At 58.1% G+C, this 25342-nt stretch carries 19 protein-coding genes; 12 read left to right on the top strand and 7 right to left on the bottom strand.

Going from position 1 to position 25342, the window contains the following annotated elements; translation table 11 throughout:
- From yfaE to ubiG, 5 genes are all read right to left on the bottom strand, one after another.
- Positions 1-287, bottom strand: a 287-nt coding sequence (yfaE, locus tag AB5Y85_RS06050) for a class I ribonucleotide reductase maintenance protein YfaE (protein WP_368221273.1), incomplete at its 3' end; no start/stop codon positions are given.
- Positions 284-1417: a class Ia ribonucleoside-diphosphate reductase subunit beta gene (gene nrdB / locus AB5Y85_RS06045; protein ID WP_257686978.1), complete on the bottom strand. Its 1134-nt coding sequence runs from the start codon at positions 1415-1417 to the stop codon at positions 284-286. The genes yfaE and nrdB, both read right to left, overlap by 4 nt.
- An 80-nt stretch (positions 1418-1497) precedes the next feature.
- On the bottom strand, positions 1498-3765 hold the full coding sequence (gene nrdA / locus AB5Y85_RS06040) for a class 1a ribonucleoside-diphosphate reductase subunit alpha (protein WP_019838757.1): 2268 nt from the start codon (positions 3763-3765) through the stop codon (positions 1498-1500).
- Positions 3766-4370: 605 nt separating this feature from the next.
- Positions 4371-5066 carry an HAD family hydrolase gene (locus AB5Y85_RS06035; protein ID WP_368221272.1) on the bottom strand — a complete coding sequence of 232 codons (696 nt, stop codon included), beginning with the start codon at positions 5064-5066 and terminating at the stop codon, positions 4371-4373.
- Entirely contained in the window at positions 5066-5782 is a 717-nt protein-coding gene (ubiG, locus tag AB5Y85_RS06030) for a bifunctional 2-polyprenyl-6-hydroxyphenol methylase/3-demethylubiquinol 3-O-methyltransferase UbiG (protein ID WP_151285996.1), read from the bottom strand. The genes AB5Y85_RS06035 and ubiG overlap by 1 nt, the downstream gene beginning before the upstream one ends.
- Positions 5783-5980: 198 nt before the next feature.
- Here ubiG and gyrA point away from each other — a divergent pair, with 198 nt between their 5' ends.
- Positions 5981-8752, top strand: a complete 2772-nt coding sequence (gene gyrA / locus AB5Y85_RS06025; RefSeq protein WP_368221271.1) for a DNA topoisomerase (ATP-hydrolyzing) subunit A — start codon at positions 5981-5983, stop codon at positions 8750-8752.
- Positions 8753-8859: 107 nt separating this feature from the next.
- Here the strand turns inward: gyrA and AB5Y85_RS06020 are convergent, their stop codons facing one another.
- Positions 8860-10257 (bottom strand): alpha-amylase family protein, encoded by a 1398-nt coding sequence (locus AB5Y85_RS06020; protein ID WP_368221270.1) that lies wholly within the window; start codon positions 10255-10257, stop codon positions 8860-8862.
- A 262-nt stretch (positions 10258-10519) separates the two neighbouring features.
- On the opposite strand from AB5Y85_RS06020, the gene AB5Y85_RS06015 reads away from it, so the two are divergent.
- Positions 10520-10675, top strand: coding sequence for a hypothetical protein (locus AB5Y85_RS06015; RefSeq protein ID WP_005336695.1), 156 nt, complete (start codon positions 10520-10522; stop codon positions 10673-10675).
- 179 nt (positions 10676-10854) lie between these two features.
- Here the strand turns inward: AB5Y85_RS06015 and AB5Y85_RS06010 are convergent, their stop codons facing one another.
- On the bottom strand, positions 10855-11910 hold the full coding sequence (locus AB5Y85_RS06010) for a PA0069 family radical SAM protein (RefSeq protein ID WP_257686975.1): 1056 nt from the start codon (positions 11908-11910) through the stop codon (positions 10855-10857).
- Positions 11911-12083: 173 nt separating this feature from the next.
- On the opposite strand from AB5Y85_RS06010, the gene AB5Y85_RS06005 reads away from it, so the two are divergent.
- From AB5Y85_RS06005 to AB5Y85_RS05960, 10 genes are all read left to right on the top strand, one after another.
- The gene (locus AB5Y85_RS06005) at positions 12084-12671 is read left to right on the top strand and encodes a tetratricopeptide repeat protein (protein ID WP_257686974.1); all 588 of its coding nucleotides are present in this window, start codon (positions 12084-12086) and stop codon (positions 12669-12671) included.
- A 232-nt stretch (positions 12672-12903) separates the two neighbouring features.
- Positions 12904-14832, top strand: coding sequence for a threonine--tRNA ligase (gene thrS / locus AB5Y85_RS06000; protein WP_005336690.1), 1929 nt, complete (start codon positions 12904-12906; stop codon positions 14830-14832).
- Between the two features lie 21 nt (positions 14833-14853).
- Positions 14854-15384, top strand: coding sequence for a translation initiation factor IF-3 (gene infC, locus AB5Y85_RS05995; protein ID WP_196783562.1), 531 nt, complete (start codon positions 14854-14856; stop codon positions 15382-15384).
- Between the two features lie 86 nt (positions 15385-15470).
- On the top strand, positions 15471-15668 hold the full coding sequence (gene rpmI / locus AB5Y85_RS05990; protein ID WP_005336688.1) for a 50S ribosomal protein L35: 198 nt from the start codon (positions 15471-15473) through the stop codon (positions 15666-15668).
- 15 nt (positions 15669-15683) lie between these two features.
- On the top strand, positions 15684-16040 hold the full coding sequence (rplT, locus tag AB5Y85_RS05985; RefSeq protein WP_005336687.1) for a 50S ribosomal protein L20: 357 nt from the start codon (positions 15684-15686) through the stop codon (positions 16038-16040).
- 379 nt (positions 16041-16419) lie between these two features.
- Positions 16420-17403, top strand: a complete 984-nt coding sequence (gene pheS, locus AB5Y85_RS05980; RefSeq protein WP_047434976.1) for a phenylalanine--tRNA ligase subunit alpha — start codon at positions 16420-16422, stop codon at positions 17401-17403.
- 12 nt (positions 17404-17415) lie between these two features.
- The gene (gene pheT / locus AB5Y85_RS05975; RefSeq protein WP_257686973.1) at positions 17416-19803 is read left to right on the top strand and encodes a phenylalanine--tRNA ligase subunit beta; all 2388 of its coding nucleotides are present in this window, start codon (positions 17416-17418) and stop codon (positions 19801-19803) included.
- 3 nt (positions 19804-19806) lie between these two features.
- A complete protein-coding gene (gene ihfA / locus AB5Y85_RS05970; RefSeq protein WP_005300715.1) occupies positions 19807-20103 on the top strand; it encodes an integration host factor subunit alpha in 297 nt (98 codons plus the stop codon).
- Between the two features lie 15 nt (positions 20104-20118).
- Positions 20119-24108, top strand: coding sequence for a transporter substrate-binding domain-containing protein (locus AB5Y85_RS05965; protein ID WP_257686972.1), 3990 nt, complete (start codon positions 20119-20121; stop codon positions 24106-24108).
- Entirely contained in the window at positions 24095-25339 is a 1245-nt protein-coding gene (locus AB5Y85_RS05960) for a response regulator (RefSeq protein ID WP_069527574.1), read from the top strand. The genes AB5Y85_RS05965 and AB5Y85_RS05960 overlap by 14 nt, the downstream gene beginning before the upstream one ends.
- The last annotated feature ends 3 nt before the right edge of the window (positions 25340-25342 follow it).

Below are 25342 nucleotides of genomic sequence, written 5' to 3'. Positions count from 1 at the left end.
GGTTTGCAGCAGCAGGGGAGGCACTCCCCTTGGGCGACGAATGCCAAGGGCACCGCAGGATAGTGCACCTTGCCAGCCATCAGCGGAGTGCGGCAGGCGCCGCAATAGCCGCTGCGACACTGGAATTCCACATGATGACCGTGGCGCTCCAGGGTCTCCAACACGCTTTCGCCGGGATGGGCGTGCAGCACGGCACCATCTCGGGTATGTACCCGTGGTGCCACGACCGCATGCTGTTCAGCAGGCGCGTGCGGGGCAGGGGTCAGCGTGTTGGTGGCGTCACTCACAGCTCGAAATCACCCAGGTCATCGGCATTGACTTCGCTGTCGATCTGACCGACCAGATAGGAGCTGACCTCTACCTCTTGCGGGGCGACCTGCACGTTGTCGGATGACAGCCAGGTGTTGATCCAGGGGATCGGGTTCTGCTTGGTGCCGGCAAAGGCTGGCTGCAGGCCGACCGCGCTCATGCGCAAGTTGGTGATGTACTCCACGTACTGGCAGAGGATGTCCTTGTTCAGGCCGATCATGGAGCCGTCCTGGAACAGGTACTCGGCCCACTCCTTCTCCTGAATGGCTGCTTCCTTGAAGATCTCGAAGCAGGCCTGTTCGCACTCGGCGGCGATCTCGGCCATCTCCGGGTCATCCTGGCCGGTGCGCATCAGGTTCAGCATGTGCTGGGTGCCGGTGAGGTGCAGCGCTTCGTCGCGGGCGATCATCTTGATGATCTTGGCGTTGCCTTCCATCAGTTCACGCTCGGCGAAGGCAAAGGAGCAGGCGAAGCTGACGTAGAAGCGAATTGCTTCCAGCGCGTTGACACTCATCAGGCACAGATAGAGCTTCTTCTTGAGCTCGCGCAAGGTGATGGTCACCTCGCGGCCAGCGACGGTGTGGGTCCCTTCACCATGCAGGTTGAAGAGGGCGGTTGCTTCGATCAGATCGTCGTAGAAGTGGCTGATGGAGCCAGCGCGCTTCAAGATCTGCTCGTTGGTCACGATGTCGTCGAACACCTGGGCGGGGGTGTTGACGATATTGCGGATGATATGGGTGTAGGAGCGAGAGTGGATGGTCTCGGAGAAGGCCCAGGTCTCAATCCAGGTTTCCAGCTCCGGAATGGAGACTAGCGGCAGCAGGGCCACGTTGGGGCTGCGACCCTGAATGGAGTCCAGCAGGGTCTGGTACTTCAGGTTGGAGATGAAGATGTGCTGCTCGTGCGGTGGCAGGGCCTGATAGTCGATGCGATCACGGGAGACATCCACCTCTTCCGGGCGCCAGAAGAAGGAGAGCTGCTTCTCGATCAGCCGCTCGAACACTTCGTGCTTTTGTTGATCATAACGGGCTACGTTGACCGATTGGCCAAAAAACATCGGCTCTTTGAGCTGGTCGTTTTGGGTTTGGCAGAAAGTTGAATAGGCCATGGTTACCAGAATATGTGAATAGAGAAAACAGGAGAGCGGGAGCTTCATGCTCCCGCCCGGTTATCAGTTCTTGCCGTGACTTAGATTTTGCAAGCCCCGCCAGCGCAACCGTCATCTTGCAGGTCGGTCTGGGCATCGTCTGCACCATCACGGGTGTTGTGATAGTACAGGGTCTTGAGGCCGTATTTGTAGGCGGTCAGCAAGTCCTTGAGCAGCTGTTTCATCGGGACCTTGTTGCCTTCGAAACGGGCAGGGTCGTAGTTGGTGTTGGCGGAGATCGCCTGATCCACAAACTTCTGCATGATACCGACCAGCTGCAGGTAGCCGTCAACGCTCGGTTGCTTCCAGAGCAATTCGTATTGATCTTTCAGGCGATCATACTCGGGCACCACCTGTTTGAGAATGCCGTCTTTGGAGGCCTTGACCGACACCAGACCGCGCGGTGGCTCGATACCGTTGGTGGCGTTGGAGATCTGGCTGGAGGTCTCGCTCGGCATCAGGGCGGTCAGGGTGGAGTTACGCAAGCCCACGGACTTGATCTCTTCACGCAGGCTTTCCCAATCCAGATGCAGCGGCTCGTTGCACAGCGCATCCAGATCCTTCTTGTAGGTGTCGATGGGCAGGATACCTTGCGCGTAGGTGGTCTCGCCAAACAGCGGGCAGGGGCCGAACTCGCGGGCCAGCTGCACGGAGGCTTTCAGCAGGTAGTACTGAATGGCCTCGAAGGTACGGTGAGTCAGGGCCAGACCGGAGCCATCGGAGTAACGGGCACCGTTTTTGGCCAGGTAGTAGGCGTAGTTGATGACGCCGATCCCCAGGGTACGACGACCCATGCTGCCCTTCTTGGCGGCGGCGATCGGGTAGTCCTGATAGTCGAGCAGGGCGTCGAGGGCACGCACGGCCAGATCGGCCATCTCTTCCAGATCTTCCAGCTTCTCGATGGCACCGAGGTTGAAGGCGGAGAGGGTGCACAGGGCGATTTCGCCACTCTCGTCGTCGATGTTGTTGAGCGGCTTGGTCGGCAGCGCAATCTCGAGGCAGAGGTTGGACTGGCGTACCGGCGCCACGCTCGGGTCGAACGGGCTGTGTGTGTTGCAGTGATCGACGTTCTGGATGTAGATGCGACCGGTACCGGCACGCTCTTGCATCATCAAGGAGAAGAGGTCTACCGCTTTCAGGGTCTTCTTGCGAATGGCCGGATCTTGCTCGTACTTGACGTAGAGCTCTTCAAACTTGTCCTGATCGGCAAAGAAGGCATCGTACAGACCCGGCGCATCGGACGGGGAGAACAGGGTGATGTCACCGCCCTTGATGAGGCGCTGGTACATCAGCTTGTTGATCTGCACGCCGTAGTCCATGTGACGAACACGGTTCTCTTCCACGCCGCGGTTGTTCTTCAGAACCAGCAGGCTTTCCACTTCGGTATGCCACAGCGGGTAGAACAGGGTGGCCGCACCGCCGCGCACGCCGCCCTGGGAGCAGCACTTCACGGCAGTCTGGAAGTATTTGTAGAAGGGGATGCAACCGGTGTGGAACGCTTCGCCGCCACGGATGGGGCTGCCCAGACCGCGGATGCGACCGGCGTTGATGCCGATACCGGCGCGCTGGGAAACGTAACGCACGATGGAGCTGGCGGTGGCGTTGATGGAATCCAGGCTGTCGTCGCACTCGATCAGCACGCAGGAGCTGAACTGGCGGGTCGGTGTACGCACGCCGCTCATGATTGGGGTCGGCAGGGAGATCTTGAAGGTCGAGACCGCATCATAGAAGCGCTTGATGTAGTCCAGACGGGTATCTTTCGGATACTTGGAGAAGAGGCAGGCCGCAACCAGCATATAGAGGAACTGCGGGCTCTCGTAGATCTCGCCGGTAACGCGGTTCTGGACCAGATATTTGCCTTCCAGCTGTTTGACTGCCGCGTAGGAGAAATCCATGTCGCGCCAGTGATCCAGATGGGTGTTCAGCTCTTCGAATTCGGCCTGGGTGTAGTCTTCCAGCAGGTGCTTGTCGTACTTGCCCATGTCCACCAGACGAGCCACGTGCTGGTAGAGGTGGGGCGGTTCGAACTGGCCGTAGGCTTTCTTGCGCAGGTGGAAGATGGCCAGACGGGCGGCCATGTACTGGTAGTCCGGGGTCTGCTCGGAGATGAGATCAGCCGTCGCCTTGATGATGGTTTCGTGAATGTCGGCGGTACGGATACCGTCATAGAACTGGATGTGGGATTTGAGCTCTACCTGGGAGACCGACACGTTGTCGAGCCCTTCGGCGGCCCAGTCCAGCACGCGGTGAATTTTATCCAGATCGATGGGTTCTTTGTGTCCGTTACGCTTCGTCACAAACAAGTTCATTGGCTGATGACCTTCAGTTGATTCCCGAAAAACCATCGCATAATGGCGCTACCCAGGCTCCGGCGGTGTGCGGGAGTTGGGTAGAGATTGTGCGATGAATCACAAGATGTAGTGTTATTTTAAGTTCGAGCTACAAGATAGTGAGGTCAGCCAGCCATTGCAATGTGTGGATAAGTGACGAGCTGTGGATAAATTGTGAGTCTTGCCCCATCAGTTAGTGACCGCTCACAGTGAGCGGGTTTTCATTCGTCCGCTCCGCTAAATGCAAGTCTCGCGATCGAAGATGGAAAATTTAAATAACTTTTTTTGCTTGCGAAACGGGGGGCTTTTTACTAGCAAACGGCGGCTGATTATCCCTTATGCAACAAGGGTCAAAAGCTGTCCAGTTGTCGCAGCCGCGGGTTCAGCGTGGCAAGGGCTTTGCATCAGATGACGGTGGTTTGTGGCCGCTTTGTGACGGCTGCGAGCTTGTCAAATGGGTATCCAACAGGCAGAAAGCTGCCTTTATTATCCATGAATAGACGAGTGATGGTGACGCAGGACGCGGGAGCGTAAAGGAAGAGATGCAAGGGCGAAGAGTCTCTTCGCCCCGTTATCGCTGCGCGTTACGCCTTGGCCGTCAACTCATAGCGCAGCCAGTGGTGCAGGGCCTGCACGGTATCAAACTGCAGATCGGCGCCCCACTGGGCGGGATCTTCCTCATCATTGAGATAGCCCCAGCCAGCGACCGCGGTGCGCATGCCAGCATTGCGGCCCGCTTCGATATCCCGCACATGATCCCCCACATAGAGGCAGTGAGCTGCTTCGACCCCCAGCTTCTCACAAGCAAAGAACATGGGGGTGGGGTCGGGCTTGCGTACCGGCAGGGTATCGGCACTGACAGTGACGCCGCAGCTGGCAAGCTCTGGCAGGGCTGCCAGCAGTGGCTCGGTGAGAAAGCCCGGCTTGTTGGTGACGATGCCCCAGGGGATCTGTTTTTCATCCAGCCACTCGATAAGGTCCACCATTCCCTCATAGGGGCGGGTACCGACGCAGAGATTGGCCGCGTAGTAGTCGAGCAGGGCATTGCGCAGGCGCGTGGCCCCCAGCTCCTCAAGCAGTTCATCGCCGAGGCCCGCTTTCAGCAGCCCGAGTGCCCCGTGGGAGGTGGTCTGACGAATGATGTCGTCAGAGAGCGGCGCAAAGCCTTCGCTGATCAGTACATGGTTGACGGCGGCCCCCAGATCCGGGGCTGTGTCGAGCAGGGTGCCATCCAGATCGAACAGCACGCAACGAAGAGGCAGCTGGTGAGAGAAGCTCATCAACCGTGCTCCGGGCGGACAAACTCCACCATATAGTTGACGTCGACATTCTTGCCGAGCTTGAAACTGTTGGAGAGCGGTGCATAGTGCACCCCGCTCATATCCCGCACCAGCAGGCCAGCTGCTTCACCCATGCGACACAGTTCGGCCGGGGTGATGAATTTTTTGTGATCGTGGGTACCCTTGGGCACCATCTTCATCAGGTATTCGGCCCCGATGATCATCATCAGATAGGATTTGGGGTTGCGGTTGATGGTGGAGACGAACACCCGGCCGCCCGGGCGCACCAGGGTGGCGATGGCGCGCAGCACGGAGGCGGGATCCGGCACATGCTCCAGCATCTCCATGCAGGTGACCACGTCATACTGGCCGGGGGCTTCTTCAGCGTGTGCTTCGGCAGTGATCTGGCGATATTCTAGCTCGACCCCCTGCTCAAGGGCGTGCAAGCGGGCGACGCCGAGGGGCTCCTTGCCCATGTCGATGCCGGTGACCCTGGCACCACGGCGGGCCATGCTCTCGGAGAGGATGCCGCCACCACATCCGATATCGAGCATGCGCTTGCCAAACAGACCGCCACTTTTGTCGGTGATCCAGTCAAGGCGTACCGGATTGATTTGATGCAGGGGTTTGAATTCACCTTCCATGTCCCACCAGCGGGAGGCGATGGCTTCAAACTTGGCGATTTCTGTCAGATCGACATTGGCATCACTGTTCATTTTTCGAAGATCCTGTGGCAGGGCGCCCGCTTCTGAGTCATGGGCGCAATCTATTGTCCTGGCGGGCATTATAACGGACGGACTTTGTCACACCAGCCCGATCTGATACCCGATTTGTGGCTTAAGGTATTTGGCTCAGTGTGTTACCATGTCGCGCTGTTTAAGCCAAAGAACAACTAATTAGGGATAAGGCTTTCTATGAGCGATCTGGCCAGAGAGATCACGCCGGTCAACATCGAAGAAGAGCTCAAGAGTTCCTATCTTGATTACGCCATGAGCGTGATCGTAGGACGAGCTCTGCCGGATGTGCGTGATGGCTTGAAACCGGTTCACCGCCGCGTTCTGTTTGCTATGAACGAGTTGGGGAACGACTGGAACAAGCCCTATAAAAAATCGGCCCGTGTGGTCGGTGACGTAATCGGTAAATATCACCCGCACGGCGATGTCGCTGTGTATGACACCATTGTCCGGATGGCGCAGGATTTCTCCATGCGTTACATGCTGGTCGATGGTCAGGGCAACTTCGGTTCAGTCGACGGCGACAGCGCCGCGGCGATGCGTTATACCGAAGTGCGGATGGCCCGCATCTCCCACGAGCTGCTGGCCGATCTGGACAAAGAGACCGTGGACTGGGTGCCGAACTATGACGGCACCGAGATGATCCCGGCGGTCATGCCTACCAAGGTTCCCAACCTGCTGGTCAACGGCTCCTCCGGTATTGCGGTGGGCATGGCGACCAACATTCCGCCTCACAACCTCACCGAGATTGTCAATGGCTGTCTGGCGCTGATCGAAAATGGCGACCTCACCATTGACGAGCTGATGACCTACATCACCGGCCCGGATTTCCCCACCGGCGGCATTATCAACGGTCGTTCCGGCATCGTGCAGGCGTACCGTACCGGTCGTGGCTCCATCTATGTGCGGGCCAAAGCTGAAGTGGAAGTGGACGAGAAGACCAGTCGCGAGACCATCATCGTTCACGAGATCCCCTATCAGGTGAACAAGGCTCGACTGATCGAGAAGATCGCCGAGCTGGTCAAAGAGAAGAAGATCGAGGGCATCAGTGCCCTGCGCGATGAGTCTGACAAAGACGGCATGCGCATCGTTATCGAGATCAAGCGCGGCGAGTCCGGCGAGATCGTGCTGAACAATCTCTACAAGCACACCCAGATGCAGACTACGTTCGGCATCAACATGGTGGCGCTCGATAACAACCAGCCCAAGGTGATGAACCTTAAAGAGATCCTGGATGCGTTCCTGCTGCACCGCCGTGAAGTGGTGACTCGCCGGACCGTGTTCGAACTGCGCAAGGCGCGGGATCGGGCACACATTTTGGAAGGTCTGGCGGTTGCGCTGGCCAACATTGATCCCATCATCGAGCTGATCCGCCACAGCGCGACCCCGGCCGACGCGAAAGCGGGCCTGGTTGCCAAGGGCTGGGAACTCGGCAACGTGGCCGCCATGCTGGAAAAAGCGGGCGACGACGCGGCACGGCCAGAGTGGCTGGAGCCTGAGTTTGGTATCCGTGAAGGTCAATACTTCCTGACCGAACAGCAAGCCCAGGCCATCCTTGACCTGCGTCTGCACAAGCTGACCGGCCTCGAGCACGAGAAGATCCTGGAAGAGTACCAATCTCTGCTGGATCTGATCGCCGAGCTGCTGCACATCCTGGCGAGCCCGGCTCGTCTGATGGAAGTGATCCGCGATGAACTGCTGGCCGTGCGTGAGCAGTATGGTGACGAGCGTCGCACCGAGATCAGCATGTCCAGTGCCGAGATCAACATCGAAGATCTGATCACCCCGGAAGACGTGGTGGTCACCCTGTCTCACCAGGGCTATGTGAAGTATCAGCCGCTCTCCGACTACGAGGCCCAGCGCCGCGGTGGTCGTGGCAAGTCGGCCACCCGGATCAAGGAAGAGGACTTTGTGGAGCGTCTGCTGGTGGCCAACACCCATGACACCATTCTGTGCTTCTCCACCCGTGGCAAGGTCTACTGGCTCAAGGTTTACCAGCTGCCGGAAGCGTCCCGTGGCGCCCGTGGTCGTCCGATCATCAACCTGCTGCCGCTGGAAGAGGGTGAGCGTATCACCGCTATCCTGCCGGTGAAGGAGTATGATGCCGAGAAGTATGTGTTCTTTGCCACCGCCAACGGTACCGTGAAGAAGACCAGCCTCTCCGACTTCAGCCGTCCGCTCTCCTCCGGTATTCGTGCCATCAACCTTAAAGAGGGTGATGAGCTGATCGGGGTGGATATCACCGATGGCAGCAACGAGATCATGCTCTTCTCCGACGCGGGCAAAGTCGTTCGCTTCGCCGAAGGCAGCGGTCGTTCGGAAACAGATCGCGCCGATGCGGATGTCAGCGATGACGTTGAAACCGACGACGATGCCGGCAACGACGATGATGGTAGCGACAACGGCGAAGGCACCGAAAGCAAGGGTACCTTCAAGGGTGTGCGTCCGATGGGTCGTACCGCAGCCGGTGTCCGTGGCATCAAGCTGGGCGCCGGTGACAAGGTGGTTTCCCTCATCGTTCCGCGCGGCGAAGGTGCCATCCTCACCGCCACCGAGAACGGTTACGGCAAGCGGACTGCGTTGGCCGAATACCCGACCAAGAGCCGTGGTACCCAGGGTGTTATCTCCATCAAGGTGGATGAGCGCAATGGCAAGGTGATCGATGCGATCCAGGTCGAAGATACCGACCAGATCATGCTGATCACCAACGGCGGTACTCTGGTGCGTACCCGTGTTGCAGAGGTGAGCGTCATTGGCCGTAACACCGGCGGTGTCCGTCTGATCCGTACCGGTGAAGACGAGACCGTGGTTGGCCTGCAGCGCATTGCCGAGAGCGACGAAGACGAGAACGACGCGCTGGCCGTTGACGGTGAGGTATCTGAAGGTACCGATACCGCGACCGGCACTGATGCAGTCGATGCAGTCGATGCAGGGGAAGCGGGCGACGAGTAATCGTCACCTGTTACCCGAGTAAAGTCTCTGATCAAAAAGAGCGACCTTGGTGGTCGCTCTTTTTATTTGTCTGCTTTTTATGACTCTCCGCTGATCTTAAGGCTGGATCACTCCTGCAGCCACATTTTGGCGCTGCGGGCGGGAATGGCGACCCGTACCCACTGGCTCTGCACGTTGACCACGGCCCCTTGGTCGAGCACGTCCCGATAGTTGCGATACCAGTTCATCTCGAACCTGGCGGTATCGAGCCAGTACTCCTGCTCATAGTCGCACTTGTTGATACCGACCAGCCCCTGTTTGCCCCGTTTGAACAGCACGAAGCAGTCACCGCTGCCGACCAGCTGCATGGGTTGACCCTGCACCGCATTGTGGAAGCGGATCATCCCCTTGAGATCGGCTCGCTGGTAGTAATCCTGCCAGCGCAGTCCATCCTTGGCCTGGGTCTCGCCGTGATCCGAATAGACCAGCGGCGAGCCGCCATCGCGGCCGAGCAGGTAGGCGTAGGCCAGCTTCTCGTCAGTCTGGCTTAAGATCTGATAGCGGAAGCCGTCGTTGGTGGGAATGTCGTGGGTCACGGTAAAGGTGACGGCGCGACTGCCCGGCAGCGCCTGACCATAGGCGCCCGGATCCGCCAGCAGGTTCATGCTGCCACCGTAACTGAAGGCACCACGCAGGGAGGCAAACAGCGGAAAGTCATAGGCTCCCTGGCCGCTGCTGTCGAGGTAGGGTTTGAGGAAGCGCTCGTAATCGGTACTGCCAGCACCCCCTGTGGTGATCACCTCACCAAACACGTGCATCCCCTGTTTGATTTCGGGGGTGAACACGGCATTGATCTGGTAATCGCTCATGTGTTTGACCGCATCGACCCGAAAACCCTTGATCCCCATCCCCTTGAGCGCCTTGAGATAGGCCTGTTGCTGGCTTACCACCCAGTTGTTGGGATCCAGATCCGGCAGCCCCTTGTCACCGGCACCGCCACAGAGACGCCAATACTGGACATGACCCGGATCGCTCCAGTCGCTGATGCACCCTTCGGGATGAAAATCCTGACCGGAGAGGTAGTTTTGCCCCAGATCGCCAAACAGTTTCTGGCGCTCGAAATAGGCCGGGTTGCTGGCGTAGCTTTGCAGCAGCTCGTTGCCGGGATAGTTGAGATCGCTGCGTTTCCAGCTTTCGTTGGCCATGTGGTTGAGCACCACATCGGCATAGACGGCGATACCTCGCGCCTTCATGGCGGCGATCAGCTGTTCGAGATCCTGCTTGTTGCCAAGAGGGGAGTCGACAAGACGCAGATCCTGCGGCTGGTAACGAGCCCACCACTCGTTGCCTGATGACTTGAGAGATGGCGAGATGAGTACCTGTTTGTAACCGGCCGACTTGATAAGGTCGGCTTTGGCGGTCACTTCACTGTACTTCCAGTTGAAGGCGTGCAGTATGACGTCGGCGTGCGCCAAGGGGGCGATCAGCATGCCTGCGATCGCCCATATTCCCGCTGTGTGTTTCATTATTGTGTCCCTGTTTTTATAGATGCCTGAATGGGCAACCCAGCTTTGGTGGGAACAGAGTGAGCTGCAATCCACAACCTGCAGATTTGTGACCGCTTTCAGGATGATTTCGCCGAATATGTGAACTGTTTCGGCTTTTCCTCGCCACCGCCAGTTGCCTTTTTACAACTGATTTTTTTGTCATTTCCCTGTCATTCCCAGCTGCTATCCTGCCGGGCGAGTGGTGCGTTGTTGCTATCACCTTCACCGTCAGGAGCTGCATATGACCAGTTGGATCACGTGGGAAATTTGGTGGAGCCGGGTATGGGGCGAATCAGAGGTGCCGCAGTATGAAGAGGATGAGCACGAAGTGGCTCATGAACCCTCGCGACTGCCGGTTGAAATGGTGCAACAGGGTCGGGATCAGCGCGCAGGCTAAGGCGTTAGCCTTCTCTTTAGCGGGTAGCGCTTTCTTGTGGCGACATGGCTACTTCGTTGGCCAATTTGGAAAATTGGGAAAGTGGGGTTTCCACAGGATGTGTCGCGGCAGGTCTTCCTTTCGACCTCTTGGAAGGCAAGGGTTGTGCATCTGATGTATGCAGGGCGTAAAAAGGGGGATTAGAAGAGCGACAGCTGCTCCCCGGGGCGGATAAACCCATCCAGCCTGAGCTGAATATGGCGTTTGCCCAGATCAAGGCGCTTGCTGATAAGGCGAAAGCGCTGGGCCAGCAGATCGGCAAAATGCCCCTCACCGCGCATGCGGGTGCCGAAGGCGGTACTGTTGAGCCCGCCACCGCGGCTGGCTCGCAACTGATTCAAAATAGCCTCCTTCTGGCCCGGATAGTGGGTATCGAGCCAGTCACCAAATAGCGGCGCCAGCTCGTGGGGCCGCCGTAGCAGGATGTAATCGGCGCAGCTGGCGCCAGAATCGGCAGCCGATTTGATGATCTGCTCCAGCTCCGGTTCATTGAGCCGTGGGATCATGGGGGCGGCCAATACCCCCACCTGTACACCAGCGTTGGCCAGCTTCTCGATCACTTTCAAGCGGCCGATGCCCGTGCTGGCGCGGGGCTCCAGCTGTCGGCGCAGGGTTTCGTTCAAGGTCGTCACCGACACCATCACCTGACACAGTCCCTCTCTGGCCAGCTCGGTCAACAGATCGAGGTCGCGCAAGATCATGGCGCTCTTTGTAATGAGCCCGACCGGATGGCGGTGGGCCAGCATCACTTCCAGCAACTGCCGGGTGAGGCGATAGCGCTGCTCGATGGGTTGATAGGGGTCGGTATTGGCGCCAATGAAGATGGTCTGTGGCTGATAGGCCGGTTTGGCAAACTCCCGGCGCAGCAGGTCGGCTGCATTGCGTTTGGCAAACAGCTTGCTCTCGAAATCGAGGCCAGGGGAGAGCTCCAGATAGGCGTGACTGGGTCTGGCATAGCAGTAGATGCAGCCGTGTTCGCACCCCTGATAGGGGTTGATGGAGCGACCAAAGGGGACATCCGGCGAGCTGTTGTAGCTGATGATGCTGCGTGCATCGATCTCCCGCACCTCGGTGCCAGGCACAGAAGGAGTAAAGGTGGCATCCCAATCGGACGATTGCCAGCCGTCATCAACCGCTTCGACAAGGGGGCCGCTAAAACGGTGATCGATATTGTGGGGGCTGCCTCGTCCTGCCATGGTGTGCACCTATACTGTTTATACATACAGTTATTTTGCAGGTGCACCGGATAAATGACAACAACTGCTGATCGACTGGGTGCAAAAAGGGTTGTTGTAGGGATCTCTTGCTTGATCGCAATGCTACATTTCGTTTACATAAACTAAATGAGAACTGGATCACGGAAATCATCATGAGACTCACCACTTCCCGCTGGCTGTTTATCTGTCTGCTTGCCCTCGTTATCTGGCGTCTGCTTCCGCTCTCCACCGAGCAGGAGATGGCTGCCGCCAACCGTGCCTGGCGTACCGGTCACTTTGATGAGGCGACCCGGATCTGGTCGCCACTGGCCGATCAAGGCCAACCTCGGGCACAGGCACTCATGGGCTGGAGCCATGAAGTGGGGCAGGGGAGCGAGCAGGATATCCATCAGGCCATCAGCCTCTATCGCCAGTCGGCGCAGGCAGGGGATCCCTTCGGCCAATATCGGTTGGCAGAGCTCTATCTGCGCGGTGTTGGGGTCAAGCGAGATCTGCGCCAAGCCTTTCACTGGATGGATCAGGCTGCCCGCAATGGCGATGTCCCGGCCATGCTGAAAGTCGGTGTACTTCATCTGATGGGGGTCAGCGGCAGGGTCGATTTGCCTCAGGCGAAACAGTGGCTCTTTCTGGCGGCACAAAAGGGCAACAAGCTGGCGCTTCAGGTGCTGCAAGAGCTGGCGCTGGCAGAGGAGGGGAGCAGTGACTTTGACTTCAACTGGCAATCCCAGCTTGGTGAATAGTCGGTAGGCGACTCATTTGACTGTAGAAAATATCTGCAAATCCGATACAGCACGCCCGACTTCTGGTAGCATGGGGCCGTTTTGGCTTGGTTTGTCACGTTAGACATGTGGTTTACGTGTCAGGCCGTCTTCGCAAAGTGCTGTGGAGAACCAAAACATCACCTTTTTGAATCTCTTTTCCATCCCGCATGTGACCTTTGGTAGGGGTCACCACTGTATAAGGAAACACATAATGCCAATCATTACTCTGCCTGACGGCAGCCAACGTCAATTTGCCCACTCTGTTTCCGTCATGGATGTGGCTGCGGACATCGGTCCCGGTCTCGCCAAGGCGTGCATTGCCGGTCGGGTAAACGGTGAACTGGTAGATGCGTGCGAGCTGATCGAAGCCGATGCTGCGCTGGCCATCATCACCGCCAAAGACGAAGAAGGTCTGGACATCCTGCGCCACTCCTGCGCCCACTTGCTGGGTCATGCTATCAAGCAACTCTGGCCCCAGACCAAGATGGCCATCGGTCCTGTCATCGACAACGGCTTCTACTATGACGTTGATCTTGACCGTACACTGACCGATGAAGATCTGGCTGCCCTGGAAGAGCGCATGCTGGCGCTGGTAGCCAAGGATTACGACGTCATCAAGAAGAAAGTCTCCTGGCAAGAAGCGCGCGATGTATTCGAGGCGCGCGGCGAGTCTTACAAAGTCGAAATCCTGGATCAGAACATTGCCCGTGATGACCAGCCAGGTCTCTATCATCACGAAGAGTACATCGACATGTGTCGCGGCCCGCATGTGCCCAACATGCGTCACTGCCACCACTTCAAGTTGCTGAAGATGTCCGGCGCCTACTGGCGTGGCGACTCCAACAACAAGATGCTGCAGCGTATCTACGGTACCGCCTGGGCTGACAAGAAGCAGCTCAAGGCCTATCTGCAGCGCCTGGAAGAGGCCGCCAAGCGCGACCACCGCAAGATCGGCAAGCAGCTCGACCTGTATCACATGCAGGAAGAAGCACCCGGTATGGTGTTCTGGCACAACGATGGCTGGACCATCTTCCGTGAGCTGGAAACCTTTATCCGCGGCAAGCTCAAAGAGTACGACTATCAGGAAGTGAAAGGTCCGTTCATGATGGACCGCGTCCTGTGGGAGCGTTCAGGTCACTGGGAGAAATACGCCCAGGCCATGTTCACTACCCAGTCCGAAAACCGCGAGTACGCCATCAAGCCGATGAACTGCCCGGGTCACGTCCAGATCTTCAACCAGGGTCTGAAGTCCTACCGCGATCTGCCGCTGCGTATGGCCGAGTTTGGTTCCTGCCACCGCAACGAGCCGTCCGGTTCCCTGCACGGTCTGATGCGGGTGCGCGGTTTCACTCAGGATGACGCTCACATCTTCTGTACCGAAGAGCAGATCATGGAAGAGGTCTCCGGCTGTATTCGTATGGTCTATGACGTCTACGGTACCTTTGGCTTCGAGAACATCGTGGTCAAGCTCTCCACTCGTCCCGAGCAGCGTATCGGCTCCGATGAGATGTGGGATCGCGCCGAGAAAGCGCTGGCCGAAGCGCTGGAGCTCAACGGTCTGAAGTACGATCTGCAGCCGGGTGAAGGGGCATTCTACGGTCCCAAGATTGAATTTACCCTGCACGATTGCCTTGATCGTGCGTGGCAATGTGGTACCGTGCAGCTCGACTTTGCCCTGCCTGGTCGTCTGGGTGCCACTTATGTGGGCGAAAACAACGATCGCCATGTACCTGTGATGATCCACCGGGCCATCCTGGGTTCTATCGAGCGCTTCATCGGTATTCTGACTGAAGAGTACGCCGGTCTGTTCCCGACCTGGTTGGCACCGACTCAGGCTGTGGTCATGAATATCACGGACAATCAGGCCGATTATGCGGTGAAAGTAGCCAAAGCATTGAATGATGCGGGCCTTCGCGCAAAAGCGGACTTGAGAAATGAGAAGATTGGCTTTAAAATCCGCGAGCATACTTTGAAGCGAGTACCTTTCATGCTGGTCTGCGGCGATAAAGAAGTTGAAGCCGGTAAGATTGCAGTACGGACTCGTAAAGGGGCTGACCTGGGCACTTATCCTGTTGAAGAGTTCATCGCTCTGTTGACCCAGGAAGTTCAGACCCGCGGACAAAAGAAAGTGGAGGAATAAGCTATAAAAGGCGGAAAAAAACTGGGCAAGCAACCGCAAGCCCGCGCTCACCGGATCAATGAAGAGATCCGTCTGAAAGAAGTTCGTCTGACTGGTCTGGATGGTGAAGCCATTGGCATTACCTCCATTCAGGATGCTCTGAACTTGGCCGCAGAGGCCGGAGTTGATCTGGTAGAGATCAGTCCAAATGCTGAGCCGCCCGTTTGCCGGATCATGGATTACGGCAAATTCCTCTACGAAAAGAGCAAAACAACCAAAGAACAGAAGAAAAAGCAGAAAGTCGTCCAGGTTAAGGAAATCAAATTCCGTCCTGGCACTGACGAAGGCGACTATCAGGTAAAACTACGCAACCTGGTTCGCTTTCTGGAAGACGGGGACAAGGCTAAGGTCACCCTGCGCTTCCGTGGTCGTGAAATGGCCCACCAGGATCTTGGTATCAAGGTTCTGGAGCGCGTCAAGAACGATCTGGAAGAGTTGGCCGTAGTCGAGTCGTTCCCGAAAGTCGAAGGCCGTCAAGCTGTGATGGTCCTCGCACCTAAGAAGAAATCTTAAGGCCCACAAGAAATTGACTCATGGGGCTTGCCCCATGAGTTGGTTCGCCTTGCGATTTTGTTGTCACTCACAATGCGGAGTATGAAATGCCGAAGATGAAAACCAACCGGGGTGCTGCAAAGCGCTTCAAGAAGACTGGCTCGGGTCGCTTCAAGTGCAAGCACAACCACCTGCGTCACATCCTGACCAAGAAGAGCAGCAAGCGTAAGCGTCAGCTGGGGCCGAAATTCATGGTTTCTGCTGCCGACCACAAACGTGTTGTCGCTTGTCTGCCGTACGCATAAGGGGGGATGTGAAAAATGCCAAGAGTTAAACGTGGTGTGACTGCTCGAGCTCGTCACAAGAAAGTAATGAAAGCCGCCAAAGGTTACTACGGCGCCCGTTCCCGTGTTTACCGCGTAGCGGTACAAGCGGTAACCAAAGCTGGTCAGTATGCCTACCGTGACCGTCGCCAGAAAAAGCGTCAGTTCCGTCAGCTGTGGATTGCGCGTATCAACGCTGCAGCCCGTCAGAACGGTCTGTCCTACAGCCGTCTGATCAACGGTCTGAAGAAGGCTTCTATCGAGATCGATCGTAAGATCCTGTCCGATATCGCCGTTCACGACAAAATGGCTTTCACCGCCCTGGTTGAAAAAGCTAAAGCAGCTCTGGTTTAATCCAGTTCTGTTATAAACGCTAAAAGGAGGCTCAGGCCTCCTTTTTTGTGTTTGTCATTCACGGTTTCACATTACTTTTCCCTTTCTCCCATCCATATTCTGTCCACTGTTTTACACGCGCTACAGTTTTCTCCATACAAGGCGATATGTGCGAGATGACCTGTTAAACAAATGGCTTATATGCCAACAAACTAGGTGTTTGTTCTAATATTTCAGGAGTGGCGGTGAGTCGATGAGACTCGCTTGATATAACAAAATGATTTGTAGGGAGAAAAGCCCACCTTAACTATGGTCAGCGAAGGGGCTTTTTTTGTATTATTCCCCTCTTGACCTTATTTAGCCTAAAGGCTCCTGTACCGGGAGTGGTGACGAGGAAGACATGCAACAGCTTGAAGAAGTAGTCGGCCAAGCCAGAGCCGAAATTGAGGGCGTGAGCGATATCGCGACCCTCGACGAAATCCGGGTCAAATATCTGGGTAAAAAGGGCTTTTTTACCGAGCAGATGAAGGGCCTGGGCGCCTTGTCTGCCGAAGAGCGTCCCGCCGCGGGCGCCGTGATCAACCAGGCCAAACAGCAGGTTCAGGATGCGCTGAACGAGCGTCGTGAAGCACTCGAAGTCGCCGTGCTGAACCAGAAGCTGGCTGCCGAGACCATCGACGTCAGCCTGCCGGGCCGCCGCATCGAGAATGGCGGTCTGCACCCGGTAACCCGCACCATCGAGCGCATCGAGCGCCTGTTTGGCGAGATGGGCTTCAAGGTTGCCCGTGGTCCCGAGATTGAAGATGGCTTTCACAACTTCGATGCGCTGAATATTCCGGCTCATCACCCGGCGCGTACCGATCACGATACCTTCTACTTCAATCCTGATCTGATGCTGCGTACCCACACCTCTGGTGTGCAGATCCGCACCATGGAGCATCAGCAGCCGCCGATCCGCATCATTGCACCGGGCCGCGTCTATCGTAACGACTACGACATGACCCACACCCCGATGTTCCATCAGGTTGAAGGCCTGCTGGTTGACGAGCATGCCAGCTTTACCGAGCTGAAGGGCATTCTGCACGACTTCCTGCGCAACTACTTCGAGGAAGACCTGACCATTCGCTTCCGTCCTTCCTACTTCCCGTTCACCGAGCCGAGCGCCGAAGTAGACGTGATGGGCAAGAACGGCAAGTGGCTGGAAGTGCTGGGCTGCGGCATGGTGCACCCGAACGTACTGCGTTCGGTCGGCATCGATCCGGAAAGATACTCCGGCTTTGCCTTCGGCATGGGCGTTGAGCGCCTGACCATGCTGCGTTACGGGGTCAACGACCTGCGTGCCTTCTTCGAAAACGACCTGCGCTTCCTCAAGCAGTTCAAGTAAGGGCGAGAGAACATGAAATTCAGTAAATCCTGGGTGATGGAGTGGGTCCGCACCGAGTTGAGTGACAATGCACTGGCCGAGCAGATCACCATGGCCGGTCTGGAAGTTGACGCCGTGGAAGCGGTGGCTGGCCAGTTCAACAATGTGGTGGTGGGTGAAGTGGTCGAGTGCGCCCAGCATCCGGACGCCGACAAGCTGCGGGTGACCAAGGTCAACGTGGGCGAGGCCGAGCTGCTGGACATCGTCTGCGGTGCGCCGAACTGCCGTCAGGGCCTCAAAGTGTGTGTGGCCAAAGTAGGGGCGACCCTGCCGGGTGATTTCACCATCAAGAAAGCCAAGCTGCGTGGCCAGCCGTCTCACGGCATGCTCTGCTCTTTCAGTGAGCTGGGTATCGACGTTGAAGCCGATGGCATCATCGAGCTGCCGGCAGATGCCCCCATCGGTACCGATATTCGCGACTACCTCAATCTGAACGACGTCTCCATCGACGTGGATCTGACCCCGAACCGTGCCGATTGCCTCGGTATCGCCGGTCTGGCCCGCGAAATTGGCGTGCTCAACAGCGTGGACGTGGTCGAGCCGACCTGGGCACCAGCTGTTGCCACCATCGATGCAACTTTCCCGATCCGGGTTGAAGCAACCGCCGATTGCCCCCGTTATCTGGGGCGCGTTATCAAGGGGCTAAACCTGCAGGCCCAAAGTCCGCTCTGGATGCAAGAGAAGCTGCGCCGTGGCGGCATTCGCTCCATCGACGCCATCGTCGACATCACCAACTACCTGCTGCTGGAATACGGTCAGCCGATGCACGCCTTCGATCTGGCTACCCTGGAAGGGGAACTGGTGGTGCGTCGTGCCCACGCCGATGAGCCGATGACCCTGCTCGATGGCAACGAAGTGAAGCTCAAAGAGACCACCCTGGTGATTGCTGATGCCAAAGGCCCTGCCTGCATGGCCGGGATCTTCGGCGGTAACCGCACCGGTGTATCCGAGACCACCACCGACATCCTGCTGGAGTGCGCCTTCTTCGCGCCGCTCTCCATCACCGGCCATGCTCGTGCTTACGGTCTGCACACCGACTCTTCCCATCGCTTCGAGCGCGGGGTTGATCCGCAGCTGCAAGCCAAGGTGATGGATCGTGCCACCCGTTTGCTGCTGGATATCTGCGGCGGTGAAGCCGGCCCGGTCATCGAGGTCAAATCCGATGCCCATCTGCCGAAAGCGGCACCCATCAAGCTGCGTCGCAGCAAGCTCGACAAAGTGATCGGTATCAGCGTGGCTGATGCTCAGGTGGTCGAGATCCTCACCCGCCTTGGCATGCAAGTCACTGTGGATGCTGACGGTTGGACCGCGCTGGCACCCTCCTGGCGTTTCGATATCGCCATCGAGGAAGATCTCATCGAGGAAGTGGCCCGCATCTACGGCTACAACAACATCCCGAACCTCAAACCCGCCGCCTCTCTGGCGATGGTGGAGCAGGCAGAAGGGCAGGTGACCTTGAAGCGCGTGCGCGACCTGCTGGTTGACCGCGGTTTCCAGGAAGCGATCACCTACAGCTTCGTCGATCCCAAGACCCAGCAAACCCTGTTCCCGCAGAGTGACGCCATCGTACTGCCGAACCCGATCTCGGTCGAGATGTCCGCCATGCGCGTCTCTCTGTTCCCGGGTCTGGTGCAGGCCGTTGTTTACAACCAGAACCGTCAGCAGCCGCGTGTGCGTCTGTTTGAACAGGGTCTGCGTTTCATCAAGGATGAAAGCGCCGAGAATGGCATCCGTCAGGAGCCGATGCTGGCCGGTATCATCACTGGCAACCAGAGCGACGAGCACTGGGACATCAAAACCCGCGCAGCCGACTTCTTTGATTTAAAAGGGGATCTGGAAGCGGTGCTGGACTTGACCGCCGAAGGGGCCACCTTTACCTTCGAGCGCACCGAGCACAGCGCCCTGCACCCGGGCCAGAGCGCAGCCATCCTGCGCAATGGCGAGATCATCGGCCACATCGGCGTGATCCACCCGAGCCTCGAGAAGAAGCTGGGCCTCAAGAGCCGCGCGGTGATGTTTGAGCTGGAGCTGGACAAGCTGACCCCGGCCAAGGTGCCTGTGGCAGCCGAAGTTTCCAAGTTCCCGGCGAACCGTCGCGACATCGCCGTGGTGGTCGATCGTCAGGTTCTGGCAGGTGATGTGCTTGCGGTAATTAAAAAAGTTGGCGGAAATCAGGTAGTTGGAATAAACTTGTTTGACGTATACCAGGGTGCTGGTATGGCAGAGGACAAGAAGAGCCTGGCCATCAGTCTTGTATTGCAAGATACCCAGCGCACCCTGGAGGAGAAAGAGATTGCCGAGACCGTAGACAATGTCGTGCGGGCCCTTGGTGAAGAGTTGAATGCATCCTTGAGGGATTGATCTATGGCGCTTACCAAAGCCGACATTGCAGAGCACCTGTTCACCCAGCTCGGGATGAGCAAGCGTGAAGCCAAAGATATGGTGGAAGCCTTCTTTGAGGAAATCCGACAGGCGCTTGAGCGTGGTGAACAAGTCAAGATTTCAGGCTTCGGTAACTTTGACCTTCGTGAGAAGAATCAGCGTCCCGGACGTAACCCCAAGACGGGCGAGGATATTCCTATCAGCGCCCGCCGCGTGGTGACCTTCCGGCCTGGCCAGAAGCTCAAGGCCAGGGTAGAAAATGTTGAACCCAACGAGTGATAAAAAGCCAGGCAGATGCCTGGCTTTTGTTTTCAGATGACCAAATTCCCCGTTTTTCTTCTGGGTGCCGTACTGGCACTGCCATTGCACGCCAAGCCTTTGCAGACCACAGTGCTGCCGTTGGCGCCGGCGACCCAGGCTTATGTAAATTCACTGAGTCAGCTTTCGCTCTGCTATCCTGCGACGCTTCCTCCACCATACCTGATGGCCGAGGGGGGACTGCTCAAGGATCGTCTCGCCCGGTTGCAGGAGCTGTTCCCGATTCCGCTGGTGCTCAAAGAGTTGCCCGATTGGCAGACATTGCGCAACGGGCTCGCAGAGGGTGACTGCGACATCATTCCCTATGTCGGAACCCGCAAGAAGGCCGTGGAGGGCATGCGGTTAAGTCGTCCGATGATGGAGACCGATGCAGCCATCCTCTACAAGGGAGAAAATCTCAAACAGGCCCGCTTTCTGGTCTACTCGGTGGCAGACTCTGCCCGCCTGCTGCACGAGCTCTATCCCCAGGCACGCATTATTTCCCTAAAAAGCGGAGAGAAGGTCTACGACGCGCTGCAGAGTGGCAAGGGTGATGCCTATCTGGGGGACTATCTGCAACTGCGCTATCTGATGCGCGAGTTTCCGGCCGATGGTTTGCGTCTGCGCCGCCTGTTTGGTGAGGATCGGATCATCAGCTATCGCCTGATGATGCGTGATCAGCCTGAGTTGGCCAATCTGGTGGACACCCTGATCCGTCATATGCCGGCCGGTACTATCTATACCGATCTGGCTCGCTATCTCGATCAGGGGTCGCTTTACGTCAACCAACCCCACTTCAGCGATACCGAGCAGGCCTGGTTATCCGGCCGCGGTCGTACCATTCGCCTGGTGGTCAATCCCGAGTTGATGCCCTATAGCGGCGTCAATGATCTGGGGGAGGCGAAAGGGTGGAGCGCGGATGTGCTGCGCTGGGTCACCCAGGAGACCGGCCTGAAATACAAGCTGGTGCCTGCCGCCAGCAAGGCTGAGGCCGTAGAAAAGCTGCGCCGTGGTGAGGCGGATATGATGGCCGGCTTGCCGGAATCCCCGGCATTGACGGATCAGTTCATTTTCAGTCGGACGATCTCCACCAACCGGTTTGCCTTGATCAGCAAGCGCAAGCTGGCTGCCGATCGCATCACCCAACTCAAGCGGCAGCGTATGCTGGTGCCGGAGTCCCTCTACGATCCCTCCTTGCTCGCCCTGCTCGGTGATCAGGAGTGGGTTCGCACCGATGGCCTCGAGCAGGGGCTTGCCGCGATCAAACAGGGCAAGGCTGACGCCATGCTGAGCGAGCTATATCAGCTGCAATATCCCCAGCGTACCAACTTGCTGGAAGGGCTCGATATCGAGGAGCTGGAAGATCGCTTCAGTCTTGGCTTTGCCATCAACAAGAGTCAGACCGAACTGGCCGGGGTGATGGATCGCAACCTGATGGCACTGACCAGCACCCAGATCGACGAACTTAACCAGCGCTGGCGCCGCTTGCTCGTCGTGCAGCAGCCCGGCGTGAGCTACGCCGCCTGGTTTGGCTCCATCGCCATGGCACTGCTGATCAGCAGCATTGTCATCGGCGGGATCTGGCGTTCCCGCCAGCAACTGGCACGGGAGGTGGCCCAGCGTCACGCCGCCGAGAAGGCGCTGGCCATCGAGAGCGAGCTGCGGGAAACCATGTTTCAGGCGTTGCCGGTGCCCGTCTATCTGCGCAATAGCCAGGGCAAGGTGATCAAATCCAATAAACAGGGGCGACGTCTGGCCCTGCGCTATTCGCAGCAGTTGATGCTGCCGCCGGTGCAGCCTCAGAAGAGTGAAGGGGAGTTGGTGCTGGGGGATCAGGTCTTCGCCTATGCCCAACATCCGCTGCGACTGGACAAGCAGGCACCTGCCACCGATCTTATCGCCCTGTCGGATATCAGTGTGCTGCGTGAGCAGGCCCGTTTCCTGCGTCAGGCAGAGCGCCGCCTGCGCGCCCTGACCAATACCGTTCCCGGTGTGGTGCTGCAGTTTATGTTCGAGCGGGGACGGGTAGGGGGGATCGAGTTTATCAGCCGGGGTTGTTACGAGCTGCTGGGGCTGGCGAGTCAGCAGATCCGTCGTGAGCCCAAACGGGTGCTCATTATGCTGGAGCGTGAGGATCGCCGCCGGGTAAGCCGTGAGATGTTCGCCATGTTGCAGGCTGGCAAACCCTTCGCGTTCACCATGCGCTATCACCATCCGACCAAGGGTGTGCGCTGGTTGCAGCTCTATGGCCGTGGCCGCAGTCAAACACAGGGTTGGCGAATTTATGCGGTGATGCAGGATGCCACTGCCAGGGTCGAGCAGGATCAGGCACTGCAGCACTCCCATGAGCAGGCGCAACAGGCAGTTCTGGCCAAGGGGCGTTTTCTAGCCGCCATCAGCCACGAGATCCGCACGCCGATGAACGCCATGCTCGGCTTGCTGGAGTGGCTGGCCAGCACTCCTTTGTCGAAAGAGCAAGACTCTGCGCTGGCGCGGGTGCGTCAGGCGGGAGATGAGCTGCTCGGCCTGCTCAACGATGTGCTCGACTTTAGCCGCAACGAGAACAGCAAACTCTCCCTCTCGCCCCAGCCCACCGATTTTGCCGAGCTGTGCGAGCACGTGGCGGCAGTGCACTGGACCAAGGCGCGGGCCAAGGGGCTGCAACTGCGCCTTAAGTTGGATCCGGCTCTGCCAGCCCTGCAGACCCTCGACCCTCACCGGGTACGGCAAGTGCTCCACAACCTGCTCTCCAATGCCATCAAGTTCAGCCTGCGTGGGGAAGTGGTGCTCTGGGCCGAGGTGGTCGCATCGACCTTGCGCTTCGGTGTGGATGATCAGGGGCCGGGGATCACCGCCAAGATGCGCACCACGCTCTTTATGCCGTTCGAGCAGTTTGCCGTTGAAGGGCAACTGCGGGCGCCGGGCACAGGTCTTGGTCTGGCGATCTGCAAGCAGTTGATCGAGCAGATGGGGGGGCTTATCGATGTCGAGGGACGCGTCGGAGGCGGTAGCCGCTTCTATTGCGAGTTGCCCCTGAAGCGGGTGCAGCAGGCGCCGGACTGGCAGCCCAATGTGCGGCAGCTGGCACTCTCTTTACCCCACGATGAGACGCAAGCACTGTCGCCCTGGCTCAGTCGATTGGGGATCGCCACCGTCAGCAACGCCGTTGATACGCTGCAAGCGGAGGTGGACGAGAAGGGGCTCTACTATTGGGCCTGGCAAGGGGAGTCCTGGGTGCCCGGGACCATCATCACCCTGCTGCAGCCACGGCTGACCCCGGATCAACCGGTCGCAGGCACCCAGCCCGGGCTCGGCATGCGGGTACTGCTGGTTGAAGATCACGATGTCAATCGCGAGCTGATCAGCCTGCAACTGGGCCAACTGGGTGCCAGCGTTATCACTGCCGCCAACGGGCAGCTGGCGCTGGAGATGCTGGCGCAGCAGGAGGTGGATTTTGTGCTGACCGATCTGCAGATGCCGGTGATGAACGGAGCCGAGCTGTGCAGGCAATTGCGCCAATCCGCCCGTTGGGCCCGTCTGCCGGTCTATGTGATCACCGCAGATCTCAGTGATCAGGCGGCAAGGGAACTGCAATCCTGCGGTTGCGATGGCCATCTGGACAAGCCGGTCGCCCTCAAGGAGCTGGCGACCTTGCTGCGCCATATTGCCAAAGAGGGGAGCAATGTTGTCGCCCCGACACCGGTTGCCTCGCTGCTGACCGATGAACTGGCCGCCCTTTATCTCAAGGCTACCTGTGATGATTTGGCCGAACTTGAGCGCTGCAGCACAGAAGAAGATGAAGTTGGCGTGAATGCTGCTTTACACAAGTTGAAGGGGGCCGCCAGAATGGTAGGGGCGACTGCGTTGGTGGCAGTCATTGAAGAGTGGCAACAGGCGCCCCATCCGATGCTGCAAGCCAGATTGAACCGGGCACTGGATGAGTTCAGCCAGCAGTTTTCAAAGAGGGCTCAAGATGATCATCACTGATGAAGAATTACTGGCGTTGCTCGATTCGGAAGAGCATGAGGCGGCAGGATTTTGCCCCATTGTGCTCTATGCCCTCGATAGCACCGCCCATGAGTTGGCCAGCACCATGACATTGCCCTCCTATGTCACGCTGCACCGTACCCGACCGGATGCCTGCTGGCAGTGGGAAGGGTTGTTTGCAGCAGGTGCCATTGCCCTTTACGACCCTGCCGCTCATCAGCAGGCGGACTACTTCCCCCAGTTGCAGCAGCATGAGGGAATTTACGCTATCGGCGAGGATTGGCTGGGGGGGCTTGCCGCCAGTTACCGTAACTGGTGCAACTGGCTGGCCGCTAACAAGGTGTTGCTGCTCGAGGATCACCCGTTTCAGGGGATGCAACTGCAACAGACCATCGCCGGGTTGGGGCTCTCCTGTCAGTGGGTACAGGATGAATCGGCCTGCCTTGCGGCATTGTCGGCGGGCGACATCAGCCTGCTGGTCTGCGATCTCAGTCTGGTGGAGCAAGATGCCATCAGTCTGCTGATGAACCAGCCCCAGTTGCAGGAGGCCGGGCTGCCCATCGTGCTGCTTTCGGCCCATGAGCAGACGCTGATCGACGGTGCCCGCCGCCTGCTGCACGATGCCGGTTTCAATATTCTGGCGGCGCTGGCCAAGCCGCTTGATTGCGACGAGCTGCTCAGGTTGCTGCGTCGACTCTATCTGGGCCCGCTGCGTCAGCAGCGCTTGAGCGGCCAGCGCCGCTCCATCCGCCGGTGGCAGGGGGAGGTCCAGGGTCAGCTTGGGCTGCTCTCCAGTCCCGCGACCCCTCATCCGGTCTGGCTGGCGGTAACGGGTTTACCCAGCCGCTGGGAGGCGCTCAAGGATTGGCTGACGGAGCAGTCGCGTACCCCAGCCGAACTGACCCTACTGATCCACCGTCGTGACCACCTGCTCGGCAATGCCGATCGCTTTGCGCTGGTGCTGCAAGCCAGTCTGGCGGGGAGCAAGCTGGCGCTGCTGCTCGATAACAGCCAGCATCTGCCATTCGATCTGCTGGAGCGTTTGCCGCTGCAAGCCTTGCTGCTGGGGCAGGGGATCTTGCCGGAGATGGAGTCCTTGACCGGTGACTCCCTGCTGGGACGCTTTATGGCCAGGGTTCGGGAGCTGGGGATCGCCGTCTATCTGGATGATCCTTACAACCTGCTCGACGTCGAGGTGTGGCGAGAGCGCGGTATGACGGGGCGCTGGTAAGCC

The sequence above is a fragment of the Aeromonas sp. R3-1 genome (assembly GCF_040908345.1).
In the GTDB taxonomy this organism is placed as follows: domain Bacteria; phylum Pseudomonadota; class Gammaproteobacteria; order Enterobacterales; family Aeromonadaceae; genus Aeromonas; species Aeromonas veronii.
This window is presented reverse-complemented; position numbering and strand designations above follow the sequence as displayed.

What these genes read in the sequence shown, in the direction of transcription:
- AB5Y85_RS05960 (WP_069527574.1), top strand. Translation starts at nt 24,095, where the DNA reads ATGATCATCACTGATGAAGAATTACTGGCGTTGCTCGATTCGGAAGAG.
- rpmI (WP_005336688.1), top strand. Translation starts at nt 15,471, where the DNA reads ATGCCGAAGATGAAAACCAACCGGGGTGCTGCAAAGCGCTTCAAGAAG.
- ubiG (WP_151285996.1), bottom strand. Translation starts at nt 5,782, where the DNA reads ATGAACAGTGATGCCAATGTCGATCTGACAGAAATCGCCAAGTTTGAA.
- AB5Y85_RS06035 (WP_368221272.1), bottom strand. Translation starts at nt 5,066, where the DNA reads ATGAGCTTCTCTCACCAGCTGCCTCTTCGTTGCGTGCTGTTCGATCTG.
- AB5Y85_RS06015 (WP_005336695.1), top strand. Translation starts at nt 10,520, where the DNA reads ATGACCAGTTGGATCACGTGGGAAATTTGGTGGAGCCGGGTATGGGGC.
- pheS (WP_047434976.1), top strand. Translation starts at nt 16,420, where the DNA reads ATGCAACAGCTTGAAGAAGTAGTCGGCCAAGCCAGAGCCGAAATTGAG.
- ihfA (WP_005300715.1), top strand. Translation starts at nt 19,807, where the DNA reads ATGGCGCTTACCAAAGCCGACATTGCAGAGCACCTGTTCACCCAGCTC.
- pheT (WP_257686973.1), top strand. Translation starts at nt 17,416, where the DNA reads ATGAAATTCAGTAAATCCTGGGTGATGGAGTGGGTCCGCACCGAGTTG.
- AB5Y85_RS06010 (WP_257686975.1), bottom strand. Translation starts at nt 11,910, where the DNA reads ATGGCAGGACGAGGCAGCCCCCACAATATCGATCACCGTTTTAGCGGC.
- rplT (WP_005336687.1), top strand. Translation starts at nt 15,684, where the DNA reads ATGCCAAGAGTTAAACGTGGTGTGACTGCTCGAGCTCGTCACAAGAAA.
- thrS (WP_005336690.1), top strand. Translation starts at nt 12,904, where the DNA reads ATGCCAATCATTACTCTGCCTGACGGCAGCCAACGTCAATTTGCCCAC.
- AB5Y85_RS05965 (WP_257686972.1), top strand. Translation starts at nt 20,119, where the DNA reads ATGCCTGGCTTTTGTTTTCAGATGACCAAATTCCCCGTTTTTCTTCTG.
- gyrA (WP_368221271.1), top strand. Translation starts at nt 5,981, where the DNA reads ATGAGCGATCTGGCCAGAGAGATCACGCCGGTCAACATCGAAGAAGAG.
- AB5Y85_RS06005 (WP_257686974.1), top strand. Translation starts at nt 12,084, where the DNA reads ATGAGACTCACCACTTCCCGCTGGCTGTTTATCTGTCTGCTTGCCCTC.
- AB5Y85_RS06020 (WP_368221270.1), bottom strand. Translation starts at nt 10,257, where the DNA reads ATGAAACACACAGCGGGAATATGGGCGATCGCAGGCATGCTGATCGCC.
- nrdB (WP_257686978.1), bottom strand. Translation starts at nt 1,417, where the DNA reads ATGGCCTATTCAACTTTCTGCCAAACCCAAAACGACCAGCTCAAAGAG.
- nrdA (WP_019838757.1), bottom strand. Translation starts at nt 3,765, where the DNA reads ATGAACTTGTTTGTGACGAAGCGTAACGGACACAAAGAACCCATCGAT.